12 protein-coding genes and 2 tRNA genes are annotated in these 15,655 nt (G+C 54.2%); 1 reads left to right on the top strand and 13 read right to left on the bottom strand.

Features of this window, described 5'->3' with window-relative positions:
* Positions 1-77: 77 nt before the first annotated feature.
* From mtr to RHN82_RS12385, 12 genes are all read right to left on the bottom strand, one after another.
* The gene (gene mtr / locus RHN82_RS12440) at positions 78-1,322 is read right to left on the bottom strand and encodes a tryptophan permease (RefSeq protein ID WP_047051231.1); all 1,245 of its coding nucleotides are present in this window, start codon (positions 1,320-1,322) and stop codon (positions 78-80) included.
* A 142-nt stretch (positions 1,323-1,464) separates the two neighbouring features.
* The gene (locus tag RHN82_RS12435; RefSeq protein WP_003861780.1) at positions 1,465-3,360 is read right to left on the bottom strand and encodes a DEAD/DEAH family ATP-dependent RNA helicase; all 1,896 of its coding nucleotides are present in this window, start codon (positions 3,358-3,360) and stop codon (positions 1,465-1,467) included.
* Positions 3,353-3,433, bottom strand: a complete 81-nt coding sequence (gene yrbN, locus RHN82_RS12430) for a protein YrbN (protein WP_097397692.1) — start codon at positions 3,431-3,433, stop codon at positions 3,353-3,355. Before yrbN ends, RHN82_RS12435 begins: the two co-directional genes overlap by 8 nt.
* Before the next feature lie 107 nt (positions 3,434-3,540).
* Positions 3,541-4,425 (bottom strand): lipoprotein NlpI, encoded by an 885-nt coding sequence (nlpI, locus tag RHN82_RS12425; protein WP_047051232.1) that lies wholly within the window; start codon positions 4,423-4,425, stop codon positions 3,541-3,543.
* A gap of 110 nt (positions 4,426-4,535) precedes the next feature.
* Complete coding sequence (pnp, locus tag RHN82_RS12420) at positions 4,536-6,674, bottom strand: polyribonucleotide nucleotidyltransferase (RefSeq protein WP_003861786.1); 2,139 nt, start codon at positions 6,672-6,674, stop codon at positions 4,536-4,538.
* A gap of 242 nt (positions 6,675-6,916) precedes the next feature.
* A complete protein-coding gene (gene rpsO / locus RHN82_RS12415; protein ID WP_003861789.1) occupies positions 6,917-7,186 on the bottom strand; it encodes a 30S ribosomal protein S15 in 270 nt (89 codons plus the stop codon).
* Positions 7,187-7,340: 154 nt separating this feature from the next.
* Positions 7,341-8,291, bottom strand: a complete 951-nt coding sequence (gene truB, locus RHN82_RS12410; RefSeq protein WP_047051233.1) for a tRNA pseudouridine(55) synthase TruB — start codon at positions 8,289-8,291, stop codon at positions 7,341-7,343.
* On the bottom strand, positions 8,291-8,695 hold the full coding sequence (rbfA, locus tag RHN82_RS12405) for a 30S ribosome-binding factor RbfA (RefSeq protein ID WP_003861793.1): 405 nt from the start codon (positions 8,693-8,695) through the stop codon (positions 8,291-8,293). The genes truB and rbfA overlap by 1 nt, the downstream gene beginning before the upstream one ends.
* Before the next feature lie 106 nt (positions 8,696-8,801).
* Positions 8,802-11,489, bottom strand: a complete 2,688-nt coding sequence (gene infB, locus RHN82_RS12400; protein ID WP_003861796.1) for a translation initiation factor IF-2 — start codon at positions 11,487-11,489, stop codon at positions 8,802-8,804.
* A 24-nt stretch (positions 11,490-11,513) separates the two neighbouring features.
* Positions 11,514-13,016, bottom strand: coding sequence for a transcription termination factor NusA (nusA, locus tag RHN82_RS12395; RefSeq protein ID WP_003861798.1), 1,503 nt, complete (start codon positions 13,014-13,016; stop codon positions 11,514-11,516).
* A 28-nt stretch (positions 13,017-13,044) separates the two neighbouring features.
* Positions 13,045-13,497: a ribosome maturation factor RimP gene (gene rimP, locus RHN82_RS12390; RefSeq protein ID WP_014833432.1), complete on the bottom strand. Its 453-nt coding sequence runs from the start codon at positions 13,495-13,497 to the stop codon at positions 13,045-13,047.
* 207 nt (positions 13,498-13,704) lie between these two features.
* Positions 13,705-13,781 (bottom strand) — tRNA-Met (locus RHN82_RS12385).
* A 286-nt stretch (positions 13,782-14,067) separates the two neighbouring features.
* On the opposite strand from RHN82_RS12385, the gene argG reads away from it, so the two are divergent.
* Positions 14,068-15,414 (top strand): argininosuccinate synthase, encoded by a 1,347-nt coding sequence (argG, locus tag RHN82_RS12380; protein WP_006812118.1) that lies wholly within the window; start codon positions 14,068-14,070, stop codon positions 15,412-15,414.
* 153 nt (positions 15,415-15,567) lie between these two features.
* On the opposite strand, the gene RHN82_RS12375 is transcribed toward argG, so the two are convergent.
* A tRNA-Leu gene (locus tag RHN82_RS12375) sits at positions 15,568-15,654 on the bottom strand.
* Position 15,655 lies beyond the last annotated feature (1 nt).

The raw sequence follows: 15,655 nt of genomic DNA, 5'->3' as shown, positions 1-15,655 counted from the left end.
CCCGGTGGCGCTTCGCTTACCGGGCCTACGGGATCGCGTAGGCCGGATAAGGCGTAGCCGCCATCCGGCACAAAAACTTACTGATACACAGGCAACAGATTAAAACTCGACAGCACGTGCACCACCGCGTTGCCGATACCAAATACCAGGATCAGCGCAATCATCGGTTTTCCGCCCCAGACGCGGAATTTCGGGCTGCCGAAGCGCTTACGTGATTTGCGCGCCAGCAGCGCCGGTACAATCGCCGCCCAGATGGTGGCCGCCAGTCCCGCATAGCCGATGGCGTACAGGAAACCGTTTGGCCACAGCAGGCCGCCCACAATCGGCGGCAGGAAGGTCAACAGCGCCGTTTTGAAGCGCCCCATCGCAGAGTCATCAAAACCAAACAGATCCGCCAGGTAGTCAAACAGGCCCAGCGTCACGCCGAGGAATGAGCTCGCCACCGCAAAGTTAGAGAAGACCACCAGAAGCAGATCCAGGCTGCGGCTGTTCAGCACGCCGCTCAGCGCCTGTACCAGCACATCAATGTTACCGCCCTTCTGCGCAATGCCGATAAATTCCGGACGCGGGATGTTACCCATCGTCCCCAGCAGCCAGATAACATACAGCCCCAGCGCCAGCAGCGTGCCGTAAACCAGGCATTTCACGATGGTGCGCGGATCCTTGCCGTAGTACTTCATCAGGCTCGGTACGTTGCCGTGGTAGCCGAACGACGCCAGACAGAATGGCAGCGTCATCAGCAGGTACGGCGTGTAGGAGGTGTTCACTTCCGCAGCGTTAAACAGTGTGGCAGGCGTCACGTGCCCCAGCAGGCTGCCGAAGGTCAGAAAGAAGGTGATGACCTTTGCGCCCAGCACGATCGCCGTCATGCGGCTGACCGCTTTGGTGCTCATCCAGACGATAAACGCCACGCCCAGCGCGAAGCAGAGACCCGCCAGACGAGCCGGAACGTTCAGCGACATCTCTGAGAAGGTGTGATGCAGAATCGAGCCGCTCGCTGAAATGTACGCGTAGGTCAGGATATAGAGTACAAACGCGATGGACAGCCCGTTCACCAGGTTCCAGCCCTTGCCCAACAGATCCCGGGTGATGGTGTCGAAGCTGGAGCCAATGCGGTAGTTCAGGTTTGCTTCAAGGATCATCAGCCCGGAATGGAGCATGCAGAACCAGGTGAAAACCAGCGCCGCCAGCGACCAGAAGAACCACGCACCGGACATGACCACAGGCAGGGAAAACATCCCGGCACCAATGATGGTTCCGCCGATGATCACCACGCCGCCAAGCAGCGAAGGTGACGTTTGGGTGGTGGTTAGTGTTGCCATGCGGCCTTATCTCCAGTGAAAAATGTGGTTCTGCATTTTAGTGTGTTGCACTGTACCAGTACAAGAGTACAAAAGGAATAAAAAAAGCCCCGATAGCAACTATCGGGGCTGTATATTTTACTTTACGTCAGAAGCGAAAGGCTTACGCGTCACCGAAACGACGACGGCTGGCGCCTTCTTCACGGCGTGGACCACGGTTTTCGCGGCGCTCACCGGAGAAACGACGGCCTTCACCACCGCGACCTTCGCTGCGACCGCCTTCACGACGCTCGCCACCGAAACCGCGACCACCGCCACGACGTTCGCCGCCACGGTCAGGACGTGGCTGTGCATCGCCCAGCAGCTGCATGTTCATCGGCTTATTCAGGATGCGAGTGCGAGTAAAGTGTTGCAGTACTTCGCCCGGCATGCCTTTTGGCAGCTCGATGGTGGAGTGGGAACCGAACAGCTTAATGTTACCGATGTAACGGCTGCTGATGTCGCCTTCGTTAGCGATCGCGCCAACGATGTGACGAACTTCAACACCATCATCACGGCCCACTTCAATGCGATACAGTTCCATTTCGCCAGCGTCACGACGCTCGCGACGTGGACGGTCTTCACCACCACGCTCTGGACGGTCACCACGTGGACCACGGTCGTTACGGTCGCCACGACGTTCGAAACGATCGTCACGGTCACGGAACTCACGCTTAGGACGCATCGGCGCATCTGGCGGCACGATCAGGCTACGTTCGCCCTGCGCCATTTTCAGCAGTGCTGCGGCCAGGGTTTCCATGTCCAGCTCTTCGCCTTCAGCGACAGGCTGGATCTGGGACAGCAGCGCACGGTACTGATCCAGATCGCTGCTTTCCAGCTGCTGCTGTACTTTCGCGGCGAATTTTTCCAGACGGCGTTTGCCCAGCAGTTCTGCGTTTGGCAGCTCGGCTTCTGGAATGGTCAGCTTCATGGTGCGTTCAATGTTACGCAGCAGACGACGCTCGCGGTTCTCAACGAACAGCAGCGCACGACCCGCGCGACCCGCACGACCGGTACGGCCGATACGGTGAACGTAAGACTCGGAGTCCATCGGGATGTCGTAGTTAACAACCAGGCTGATACGCTCAACGTCCAGGCCACGTGCTGCCACGTCGGTTGCAATCAGGATATCCAGACGACCGTCTTTCAGACGCTCCAGAGTCTGCTCACGCAGGGCCTGGTTCATGTCGCCGTTCAGCGCTGCGCTGTTGTAGCCGCTACGCTCCAGGGCTTCAGCCACTTCCAGGGTCGCGTTTTTGGTACGAACGAAGATAATCGCCGCATCAAAATCTTCCGCTTCCAGGAAACGCACCAGCGCTTCGTTTTTGCGCATGCCGTATACAGACCAGTAGCTCTGGCTGATGTCCGGGCGAGTGGTCACGCTGGACTGAATGCGCACTTCCTGCGGCTCTTTCATGAAGCGGCGGGTAATGCGACGGATCGCTTCTGGCATGGTTGCAGAGAACAGAGCGGTCTGATGACCTTCCGGGATCTGCGCCATGATGGTTTCTACGTCTTCGATGAAGCCCATACGCAGCATTTCATCAGCTTCGTCCAGTACCAAACCGCTCAGTTTAGAGAGGTCCAGGGTACCGCGCTTCAGGTGATCCAGCAGACGGCCCGGCGTACCGACAACAATCTGTGGGCCCTGGCGCAGGGCGCGTAACTGCACGTCATAACGCTGGCCGCCGTACAGGGCTACCACGTTTACGCCGCGCATATGTTTAGAGAATTCCGTCATAGCTTCAGCAACCTGAACAGCCAGTTCACGGGTTGGAGCCAGGACGAGGATCTGCGGCGCGCGCAGGTCCGGATCAATGTTGTTCAGCAGCGGCAGCGAGAATGCTGCGGTTTTACCGCTACCAGTCTGGGCCATGCCCAGCACGTCACGACCAGAAAGCAGGTGTGGGATACACTCAGCCTGGATCGGAGATGGTTTTTCGTAACCCAGATCGTTAAGGGCTTCAAGGATAGGAGCCTTCAGGCCCAGATCTGCAAAAGTGGTTTCGAATTCAGCCATGTAGTACAAGTGCCTCGATATTAATGGCGGCCAGTCTACTTAGCTCATCGTGAAAATGATTAGCAATTTTCATTGAAAAGTGTGAACCGGCTCAAATTAGGTGTATTGACGAACAACAACGCCCTCACCAGTGAAGGTGATGGCAATCAAAAGATTACGGGCTGATGTTTATGTCGTCAGCTATTGCTGGTCCGATTCTGCCAGGTCGTCTTGCTCCTGGCCCAAGGGCGATAATTCCAACAATGCATAACGGTGCTCAACGAAGTTATGTACGTTGTTAGCAACCGCTAATTTGAACAGTGCCGTAGCGCTGTCCATATCCCCCAGACTTAGGTAGTACTTACCTAAATAGAAGTTGGTTTCACTGAGATGCTCAGCGAGCGAGGTGTTATCCGTTGCGTCCGCCTTGAGGCGTTCCATCAGCGTTGCTTCGCTAATGTTGCCCAGGTAGAACTCGACAATGTTCCATCCCCACTGTTCCTTGTCCGATTTCTCGAAGCGCTGTTTCAGTGCTTCTTTGGCCTGCTTCTCATCGAGCTTCTGCTCAACGATGTAAAGCCACAGGCTGCGGAAAGGATCATTAGGATCGTCTTGATAAAACGCCAGCAGATCATCTTGCGCTAACTTATCACGACCGCCGTAATACAATGCGATACCGCGATTCAAGTGCGCGTAGTTGTAAGTTGGATCAAGCTCAAGTACAGAATCAAACGCTTCATAGGCAGCATCAAAATTGCCTGCCTGCGTTAAATAAATGCCTAAGTAATTGAATACTTCAGGCATATCAGGTCGAATCGCCAGCGCTTGTGAAAAATCATTTCGCGCCAGTGCCCTCAGACCGAGACTATCATACAACACTCCGCGCTCATATAAAAGCTGTGCGCGTTCGTCATCGGTTAAAGCCCGACTGGCAAGTATTTGTTCCATGCGTGCCAGAATGACTTCCTGCTGCAAAGTCGGTTGCAATGGCACTGCGAGGACTTCGCTCTTACGCCAGGCAGAGTTGCTGCATCCTGCCAGCGTTAAAGCTGTCGCAACGAAACACCAGCGCAAAAAAGGCTTCATTTCCCACTCCCGAAGACAACTATTGGATGAACGTCCTGTCCCCCGGCGGCTTAACAAGGCGTCCTGCCTGATAATAAGCCCTCCGCCTGCGCGGAGGGCAAATGGCAACCTTACTCGCCTTGCTGTTCAGCAGCCGGAGCTTCCGGCGCCGCAGCAGGCTGAGACTGCTCGGTTGCTTCTTTAATGCTCAGACGGATACGGCCCTGGCGGTCAACTTCCAGAACTTTCACCGGTACTTCCTGACCCATTTGCAGGTAATCGGTCACTTTCTCAACGCGCTTGTCAGCGATCTGAGAGATGTGTACCAGACCTTCTTTACCGCCACCGATGGCAACGAATGCGCCAAAGTCAACGATACGGGTCACTTTACCATTGTAGATACGGCCCACTTCGATTTCTGCCGTGATCTCTTCGATACGACGGATAGCGTATTTCGCTTTCTCGCCGTCGGTCGCTGCGATTTTCACAGTACCGTCATCTTCGATTTCGATGGTGGTGCCCGTTTCTTCGGTCAGTGCACGGATAACAGAACCGCCCTTACCGATAACATCTTTGATCTTGTCTGGATTGATCTTGATGGTGTGAATACGCGGAGCGAATTCAGAGATATCACCGCGTGGCGCGTTGATAGCCTGTTCCATCACACCCAGGATGTGCAGACGCGCACCTTTAGCCTGGTTCAGAGCAACCTGCATGATCTCTTTGGTGATGCCTTCAATTTTGATATCCATCTGCAAGGCAGAGATACCGTCGCGGGAACCCGCTACTTTGAAGTCCATATCGCCCAGGTGGTCTTCGTCACCCAGAATGTCAGACAGAACAACGTAGTTGTCGCCTTCTTTCACCAGACCCATTGCGATACCCGCAACGGCGGCTTTAATTGGCACGCCTGCATCCATCAGCGCCAGAGAAGCACCACACACGGAAGCCATGGAAGAAGAACCGTTGGATTCGGTGATTTCAGACACCACACGTACGGTGTACGGGAATTTGTCTGCTTCTGGCATCACTGCCAGCACGCCGCGCTTCGCCAGACGACCGTGACCAATTTCACGACGCTTCGGTGAGCCAACCATACCGGTTTCGCCCACAGAGTACGGAGGGAAGTTGTAGTGGAACAGGAAGCTGTCAGTGCGCTCGCCCATCAGTTCGTCGATGATCTGTGCGTCACGTGCAGTACCCAGGGTCGCGGTTACCAGCGCCTGCGTTTCACCACGGGTGAACAGCGCAGAACCGTGAGTACGTGGCAGTACGCCAGTACGCACGTCCAGGCCACGGATCATGTCTTTTTCACGGCCATCGATACGCGGCTCGCCTGCCAGTACGCGGCTACGAACAACGTTTTTCTCGATGGCGTGCAGGATTTCGCCAATTTCGTTAGCGTCCAGCGTTTCGTCTTCGGCAACCAGGGTCGCGGTCACTTCAGATTTGATCACATCAACCTGAGCATAGCGCTCCTGTTTGTCGGTGATGCGGTATGCGTCGCTCAGACGAGATTCTGCCAGTGCAGCAACGCGTGCGTTCAGCGCGTCGTTGGCCGCTTCTGGCTGCCAGTCCCAACGTGGTTTACCGGCTTCTTTCACCAGATCGTTGATGTTCTGGATAACAACCTGCTGCTGGTCGTGGCCAAATACCACAGCGCCCAGCATCTGGTCTTCGCTCAGCAGTTCAGCTTCGGATTCAACCATCAGCACCGCGGCTTCAGTACCAGCGACAACCAGGTCCAGCTTACTTTCTTTCAGCTCTTCCTGAGTTGGGTTCAGCACGTACTGATCGTTGATATAACCGACGCGCGCAGCACCGATTGGGCCATTGAATGGAATACCAGACAGTGACAGGGCAGCAGACGCACCGATCATCGCGACGATGTCCGGGTTAACCTGCGGGTTAACGGAAACAACGGTTGCGATAACCTGCACTTCGTTCACGAAGCCTTCCGGGAACAGCGGACGAACCGGGCGGTCAATCAGACGCGCGATCAGGGTTTCGCCTTCGCTTGGACGGCCTTCACGACGGAAGAAGCCACCCGGGATTTTACCGGCAGCGTAGGTACGCTCCTGGTAGTTAACGGTCAGCGGGAAGAAGTCCTGACCTGGTTTAGCTTTTTTCTGGCCAACTACGGTAACGAATACAGCAGTGTCATCCATGCTTACCATAACGGCAGCAGTAGCCTGACGCGCCATCATGCCGGTTTCCAGCGTGACGGTATGCTGACCATACTGGAATTTACGAACGATCGGATTCAGCAAAATTCTGTCCTTTCTTAAATGTTTGAAAGCACACCACCGGTGTGCTGACGATTTAACCCGACCTTCTTCGCATCCTCGCGACTAATGACAACCGACACCCCCATGGGTGAAGCCTCTCATTAGCCGCGCGAACCTCTGCAATGAAGATCATTTATAGCAACAATACAATAGTTTCCATTGAATTGCTGCCGTCTGGTTGAAAAAAGGGGCCATCAGGCCCCCTTTTCTGAAACTCGCAAGAATTAGCGACGCAGACCCAGACGCTCGATCAGCGCGGTGTAGCGTGCAACATCTTTACGCTTCAGGTAGTCGAGCAGTTTACGACGCTGAGAAACCATACGCAGCAGACCACGACGGCTGTGGTGATCTTTTTTGTGCTCTGCAAAGTGACCTTGCAGGTGGTTAATCTGTGCAGTCAGCAGTGCAACCTGAACTTCGGTAGAACCGCTGTCGTTAGTACCACGACCAAACTCAGAAACGATTTTAGCTTTAGCTTCAACGCTTAGAGACATTTTCAAACTCCAAAGTATAAAGAATGTAAGGATGCCGATCTCTAATTCAGCTATCCCATGTACGCCCCGCAGATTGTTAAACAATTTACCAGGCGTTAAGCGGCGATATTCTACTCGTCTCCCCTGCTTATCGCAAGGTGAGGCGTTATCACCGTCACGCTTCGACCGGATAGTCGACGACCAGACGACGCGGCGCAACACGCCCTTCGCCGTCCATTTCGCCCATACCGATGAATTTCCCTTCGTCACCTTCCGTCACGCGTACCAGGCCCTCAAGCGGCGCCCCCGTTGTGCGAACCGGGTTTCCGTTCTTAAAGTAAACGGACGATGTTAAAGGAAGATTAACAACCGGGAAGTCCACTGCCGGACTGTCCATTGGCATCAGCAGCGGGTCCAGCAGATCGGCCGGCGCAACGTCCTGCGCTTGCGCCTGCTCAACCAGGGCGTGCAGATGCTCAAGCGTCACCATGCGTTCGACCGGATATTTGCTGACCGCCAGACGACGCAGATAAATCACATGCGCGCCGCAGCCCAGCTTTTCACCGAGGTCATCAATGATGGTGCGGATGTAGGTCCCTTTCGAACAGTGCACTTCCAGCTCGAGTTCATCACCTTCGTGGCGAATGAACAGCAGCTCATACACGGTAATCGGACGAGCTTCGCGCGGTACCTCAATGCCCTGACGCGCATATTCGTAGAGCTTTTTGCCCTGATATTTCAGCGCCGAATACATCGACGGCACCTGTAGCGTATCACCACGGAAGCTGTCCAGCGCCGCATCAAGTTGCTCTGCGCTGAAGGTCACCGGGCGCTCTTCCACCACCAGGCCATCTGCATCGGAGGTATCCGTGCGCTGGCCCAGTTTGGCAATCACGCGGTAGCGCTTATCCGAATCCAGCAGGTACTGGGAAAACTTTGTCGCTTCCCCCAGGCAGATCGGCAGCATGCCGGTTGCCAGCGGATCCAGCGCGCCAGTGTGCCCTGCACGGTTGGCGTTATAAATACGCTTCACTTTTTGCAGCACGTCGTTGCTGGATGCGCCCTGTGGTTTATCCAGCAACAGCACGCCATGCACGTCACGACCGCGACGACGAGGACGACTCATCAGTCCTCCTTGCTGTCGTCCGCCGGGTTAACACGACGCTCATCGTCATGTTTCACCACGCTGGTCACCAGGTTGGACATACGCATACCTTCAACCAGCGAGTTGTCGTAGAAGAAGGTCAGCTCTGGCACGATACGCAGGCGCATCGCTTTGCCGAGCAGAGAGCGGATGAAACCAGAGGCTTCCTGCAACGCTTTAATGCCGTTCTTCACGGCGTCTTCATCCTGGTCATTCAGGAAAGTTACAAACACTTTGGCGTACGCCAGGTCGCGGGACATTTCCACGCCAGACACGGTGGTCATCATACCCACGCGTGGATCTTTGATTTCACGTTGCAGAATGAGAGCGATCTCTTTCTGCATCTCCTGCGCGACGCGCTGTGGGCGACCAAATTCTTTCGCCATAATAAATTCTCCAGACAAAAAAGGGGCTTAAGCCCCTTTTTAAAATTACTGCCGGGTGGCGCTTCGCTTACCCGGCCTACGCTAATTACTCTTCAGTTGACGAAGATTACGCGATGGTACGCTGAATTTCGATGATCTCGAACACTTCGATCATATCGCCAACGCGAACATCGTTGTAGTTCTTCACGCCGATACCACATTCCATGCCGTTACGGACTTCGTTAACGTCATCTTTGAAGCGGCGCAGGGATTCCAGCTCACCTTCGTAGATAACCACGTTGTCACGCAGTACGCGGATTGGGTTGTGACGCTTGATGGTCCCTTCGGTAACCATACAGCCCGCGATCGCACCGAATTTCGGTGATTTGAACACGTCACGTACTTCAGCCAGACCGATGATCTGCTGTTTCAGCTCAGGAGACAGCATGCCGCTCATCGCTGCTTTCACTTCGTCAATCAGGTTATAGATGACGGAGTAGTAACGCAGATCCAGGCTTTCAGCATCAATCACTTTACGCGCAGATGCGTCAGCACGAACGTTGAAGCCAACCAGGATCGCGTTGGACGCTGCTGCCAGGGTTGCGTCGGTTTCGGTGATACCACCTACGCCGGAACCGATGATCTTCACTTTCACTTCGTCGGTAGACAGTTTCAGCAAGGAGTCGGAGATCGCTTCCACAGAACCCTGAACGTCCGCTTTCAGAACGACGTTCACTTCGTGAACTTCGCCTTCGGTCATGTTGGCGAACATGTTCTCAAGTTTAGATTTCTGCTGACGAGCCAGTTTCACTTCACGGAATTTACCCTGACGATACAGAGCGACTTCACGCGCTTTCTTCTCGTCACGTACCACGGTGACTTCGTCACCGGCAGCCGGAACACCGGACAGGCCGAGAATTTCCACTGGAATGGACGGACCCGCTTCCAGCACTTCCTGACCCAGTTCGTTACGCATCGCACGAACGCGACCGTATTCGAAACCACACAGAACGATGTCGCCCTTGTGCAGAGTACCTTCGCGAACCAGAACGGTAGCAACCGGACCACGACCTTTATCCAGGAAAGATTCGATTACCGCGCCGCTCGCCATACCTTTACGAACCGCTTTCAGCTCCAGAACTTCAGCCTGAAGCAGGATGGCGTTCAGCAGGTCGTCGATACCGGTACCTGCTTTTGCAGATACAGGGATGAACTGCGCTTCACCGCCCCACTCTTCCGGCATAACGCCGTACTGGGACAGTTCGTTCTTCACGCGATCCATATCGGCTTCTGGCTTATCGATTTTGTTGACTGCAACAACCAGAGGCACCTGCGCCGCTTTCGCGTGCTGGATAGCTTCAATGGTCTGTGGCATCACGCCATCGTCGGCAGCAACAACCAGAACAACGATATCCGTTGCCTGAGCACCACGAGCACGCATTGAGGTAAACGCTGCGTGGCCTGGGGTATCCAGGAAGGTGATCATGCCGTTTTCGGTTTCTACGTGGTAAGCACCGATGTGCTGGGTAATACCACCCGCTTCGCCGGACGCAACCTTAGTAGAACGAATGTAGTCAAGCAGAGAGGTTTTACCGTGGTCAACGTGACCCATGATGGTCACGACCGGTGCGCGCGGTTCAGCCGCTGCGCCCGTATCACGGTCGCTCATTACTGCTTCTTCCAGCTCGTTTTCACGACGCAGGATAACTTTGTGGCCCATCTCTTCAGCAACCAGCTGTGCGGTTTCCTGGTCGATGACCTGGTTGATGGTGGCCATTGCGCCCAGTTTCATCATCGCTTTGATGACCTGAGAGCCTTTCACCGCCATCTTGTTAGCCAGTTCGCCAACGGTGATGGTTTCGCCAATCACAACGTCACGGTTAACGGCCTGAGCAGGCTTCTGGAAGCCCTGCTGGAGAGCGGAACCTTTACGCTTGCCGCCTTTACCGCCGCGAACCGCTGCACGCGCTTCTTCACGGTCAGCTTTTGATTCAGCGTGTTTGTTACCTTTTTTCGCAGGACGCGCAGCTTTTGCACTGCGAGTACGGCCACGACCACCTTCAACTTCGCGGTCGTTGTCGTCTTCTGCCTGACGCGCATGCTGAGACGTGGTGACGTGATAATCGCTGGTATCTTCAGTTGGTTCAGCGGTATTCACACCGTTCTTCTCGTTTTCTTCTGCCATGCGACGCGCTTCTTCGGCGACGCGGCGAGCTTCTTCTTCAAGCTTGCGGCGGGCTTCTTCTTCCGCTTTACGCTTCAGCTCGGCAGCTTCATTTTCACGGCGGGCTTTTTCAGCCTGGGCAGTTTTGGTCATTTCGTCGGTCTGTTGATTGCTCACTTTGTCTTTTTCCGCAGCGTCACGCTTCGCTTTTTCACCGGCGTCGCGTTTCGCTTTTTCTGCGGCCTCACGTTCAGCTTTTAATTCTGCTTCACGTTTGGCAGTGGCTTCTGCCTCACGCTGAGCTTGTTCTTCCGCTTCACGCTGTGCCTGCTCTTCCGCGGCAAGGCGTTCTGCCTCTTGCGGATCACGTTTTACAAAGGTGCGCGTCTTGCGGACTTCAATTTGTACCGACTTGCTTTTGCCACCGGTACCAGGGATGTTCAACGTGCTACGCGTTTTACGCTGTAGCGTTAACTTGTCAGGCGTAGAGCCGTGTTCACGGTTCAGGTGCGCTAACAAGGTTTGTTTTTCTTGCGCGGTCACCGAGTCATCAGCGGACTTCGGGATCCCTGCATCAGCAAATTGCTGTACCAGGCGGTCCACGGAGGTCTGAATCTCAGCAGCCAGCGATTTTACAGTTACATCAGTCATGCTGTTCCTTCCTGCTACAGTTTATTACGCTTCGTCGCCGAACCAGCAAATATTACGTGCGGCCATGATGAGTTCGCCGGCTTTCTCGTCGGTTAAACCTTCGATATCGGCCAGGTCATCAACGCCTTGCTCAGCGAGATCTTCCAGCGTACAAACACCACGGGCAGCCAGCTTGAACGCAATCGCACGATCAAGACCTTCCAGATTCAGCAGGTCATCAGCCGGCTTCTTATCGCCAAGGCTTTCTTCCTGAGCCAGTGCCAGGGTGGTCAGTGCGTTTTTAGCGCGTTCACGCAGGGCTTCAACGGTTGGTTCATCCAGACCGTCAATTTCCAGCAGCTCTTTCATTGGCACGTAGGCCAGTTCTTCCAGCGTAGAGAAACCTTCTTCAACCAGCACAGTGGCGAAGTCTTCGTCAATGTCCAGGTATTTGGTGAAGGTATCGATCGCCGCGTGGGCTTCAGCCTGATGCTTGGCCTGAAGGTCATCAACGGTCATCACGTTGAGTTCCCAGCCGCTCAGCTGTGACGCCAGACGTACGTTCTGACCGTTACGGCCAATCGCCTGCGCCAGGTTGCCCGCTTCTACAGCGATATCCATGGTGTGTTTGTCTTCGTCAACAACGATAGACGCCACATCAGCCGGTGCCATTGCGTTGATCACGAACTGCGCCGGGTTGTCGTCCCACAGAACGATATCAATGCGCTCGCCGCCCAGTTCGGTAGAAACCGCCTGAACACGTGCGCCACGCATACCGACGCAAGCACCGACCGGGTCGATACGCTTGTCGTTGGTTTTCACCGCAATTTTCGCACGGGAACCCGGATCGCGGGCCGCCGCTTTGATTTCGATAACTTCTTCGCCGATTTCCGGCACTTCGATACGGAACAGTTCAACCAGCATTTCTGGTTTAGAACGCGTCACGAACAGCTGTGCACCACGCGCTTCAGGACGTACGGCATACAGCACACCACGAATACGGTCGCCTGGGCGGAAGTTTTCACGCGGCAGCATGTCTTCACGCAGGATCACGGCTTCAGCGTTACCCGGCAGCCCTTCGGATTTGATCTCCAGAGAGATGTTGTCGCGGTTCACTTTCTTCACCACGCCAGTGATGATTTCGCCTTCCTGATCGCGGAACTGATCGACAACCAGCGCGCGCTCGGCTTCGCGAACTTTCTGCACGATAACCTGCTTCGCGGTCTGGGTGGTGATACGGTCGAAGGTAACAGATTCAATCTGATCTTCAACGTAGTCACCCACGTTCAGACTTTCGTCTTCAAAACGTGCCGCTTCCAGGGTGATCTCTTTGGTCGGTTGGGTCACTTCTTCAACGATTACCCAACGACGGAATGTATCGAAGTCACCGCTTTTACGATCGATTTCTACGCGAACATCGATCTCTTGTTCGTATTTTTTCTTGGTTGCTGTAGCCAGTGCACTTTCCAGCGCTTCGAAAATCTTCTCACGCGGCAGTGATTTCTCGTTGGAGACGGCTTCAACAACAGCCAAAATTTCTTTGTTCATCGCGGGCTTTTCACCTCAATCCAGACTGTTAAAAGTGGGGAACCAGGTTCGCCTTCTGGATATTACTCAGCGCGAACACTTCATCTTTGCCTTCGACTGTCACCGTGATCATTTCACCATCAACGGCTTTGATAATTCCCTGCCATTTACGGCGGTTCTGTACGGCCATACGCAGAACGAGAGCCACTTCTTCACCGGTAAAGCGCACGTAGTGCTCGGCCGTGAACATCGGACGATCGAGGCCAGGTGAGGAAACTTCCAGGTTGTACGCAACGGTAATCGGATCTTCAACATCAAGAACCGCACTCACCTGGTGGCTGACATCAGCACAATCATCAACATTGATGCCATCTTCACTATCAATATAGATGCGCAGTGTGGATGTACGGCCGCGAACGAATTCGATGCCGACCAGTTCGTAGCCCAGTGCTTCGACCGGCGCAGTAATCATCTCTGTTAATTTTTGCTCTAATGTGGACAAGCCCACCCCCAAGACATAAAAAAAGGGCGTAAAGCCCAGTTATTCTGTAGTCAGATAACAAAAAACCCCGATAAATCGGGGCTTTAGATAACTGAACCCTATAGCCACAACTGTGGCCTGGAGCACTCTCCGAAAGCATTTTTTCAAATCCAGCTACGAAGGCTCTAAGTCTTCACAGTATATTTGAAAAAGAACTTTATGGGAAAGTGGTTGCGGGGGCCGGATTTGAACCGACGACCTTCGGGTTATGAGCCCGACGAGCTACCAGGCTGCTCCACCCCGCGCCTGAAACGTGGCAAATTCTACGCGTTTTGGACAGAATTTGCAAATAATGCTGGGATTTGGTACCGAAGACGGGACGTAAAATCGGCGTTCAGTATATTGATAGTTGACCCCACCTGTCAACCCAACTTCAGCCAGGGCAATAAAAGGGAAATTTTTACAAAAAACGCACACGTCTCTTTCGGTCGTCGATAAAAGATGATTAAATGAATACTCACTTATTTTGCATAAACATGCATCGAGAGCGAAAGCGGTCTCTAATCAGTCAATCAAGCAGGGTTTTATTATATGACGACGATTCTCAAGCATCTCCCGGTAGGACAACGTATTGGCATCGCTTTTTCTGGCGGCCTGGATACCAGCGCTGCACTGCTGTGGATGCGCCAGAAGGGAGCGGTTCCTTATGCATATACTGCGAACCTGGGTCAGCCGGACGAGGAAGATTATGACGCGATCCCTCGTCGTGCCATGGAATATGGCGCAGAGAACGCACGTCTGATCGACTGCCGTAAGCAGCTGGTTGCCGAAGGGATTGCCGCGATCCAGTGCGGTGCTTTCCATAATACGACCGGCGGCCTGACCTATTTCAATACCACCCCGCTGGGTCGTGCCGTCACCGGCACTATGCTGGTCGCCGCCATGAAAGAAGATGGCGTGAACATCTGGGGGGACGGTAGCACCTATAAAGGCAACGATATCGAACGTTTCTATCGTTATGGCCTGCTGACCAACGCCGAGTTGCAGATCTACAAGCCGTGGCTGGATACCGACTTCATCGACGAGCTGGGTGGCCGTCATGAGATGTCTGAGTTTATGATTGCCTGCGGCTTTGACTACAAGATGTCGGTTGAGAAAGCCTACTCCACCGACTCCAACATGCTGGGTGCGACGCATGAAGCGAAAGACCTGGAATTCCTGAACTCCAGCGTAAAAATTGTTAACCCGATCATGGGCGTGAAATTCTGGGATGAGAACGTGAAGATCCCGGCGGAAGAAGTGACCGTGCGTTTCGAACGTGGTCATCCGGTTGCCCTGAACGGTAAAACCTTCTCCGACGATGTTGAACTGATGCTGGAAGCAAACCGCATCGGCGGTCGTCACGGGCTGGGTATGAGCGATCAGATCGAAAACCGTATCATCGAAGCGAAAAGCCGCGGCATTTACGAAGCTCCGGGGATGGCGCTGCTGCACATCGCTTACGAGCGTCTGCTGACCGGTATTCACAACGAAGACACCATTGAGCAGTATCACTCTCATGGCCGTCAGCTGGGCAAACTGCTGTATCAGGGTCGCTGGTTTGATCCACAGGCGCTGATGCTGCGTGACGCCCTGCAACGTTGGGTGGCAAGCGCAATCACCGGTGAAGTGACGCTGGAACTGCGTCGCGGTAACGACTACTCCATCCTGAACACCGTGTCTGACAACCTGACCTATAAAGCAGAGCGTCTGACCATGGAGAAAGGTGAGTCAGTGTTCTCTCCGGACGATCGTATTGGCCAGCTGACCATGCGTAACCTGGACATCACCGATACCCGTGAGAAGCTGTTCAACTATGTTGAGAATGGCCTGCTCTCCGCAAACTCCGGTAACGGTCTGCCGCAGGTTGAGAACCTGGAACACAGCGATAAGAAATAATCGACAATGAGACATGCAAAAGGCGCCCATTGGGCGCCTTTTTTATTTGGTATTTGTAGGGCGGGTAAGCGCAGCGCCACCCGCCATTTAGCCCGACACCACAATATACAGACGAAAAAAAAGACGTCTTGCGACGTCTTTCTTCTGGAATATTGGTACCGAGGATGGGACTCGAACCCACAAGCCCGTTAGGGCACTACCACCTCAAGGTAGCGTGTCTACCAATTCCACCACCTCGGTA

This window comes from Enterobacter cloacae complex sp. EB5 (assembly GCF_031432835.1).
Lineage (GTDB): Bacteria > Pseudomonadota > Gammaproteobacteria > Enterobacterales > Enterobacteriaceae > Enterobacter > Enterobacter hormaechei_C.
This window is presented reverse-complemented; position numbering and strand designations above follow the sequence as displayed.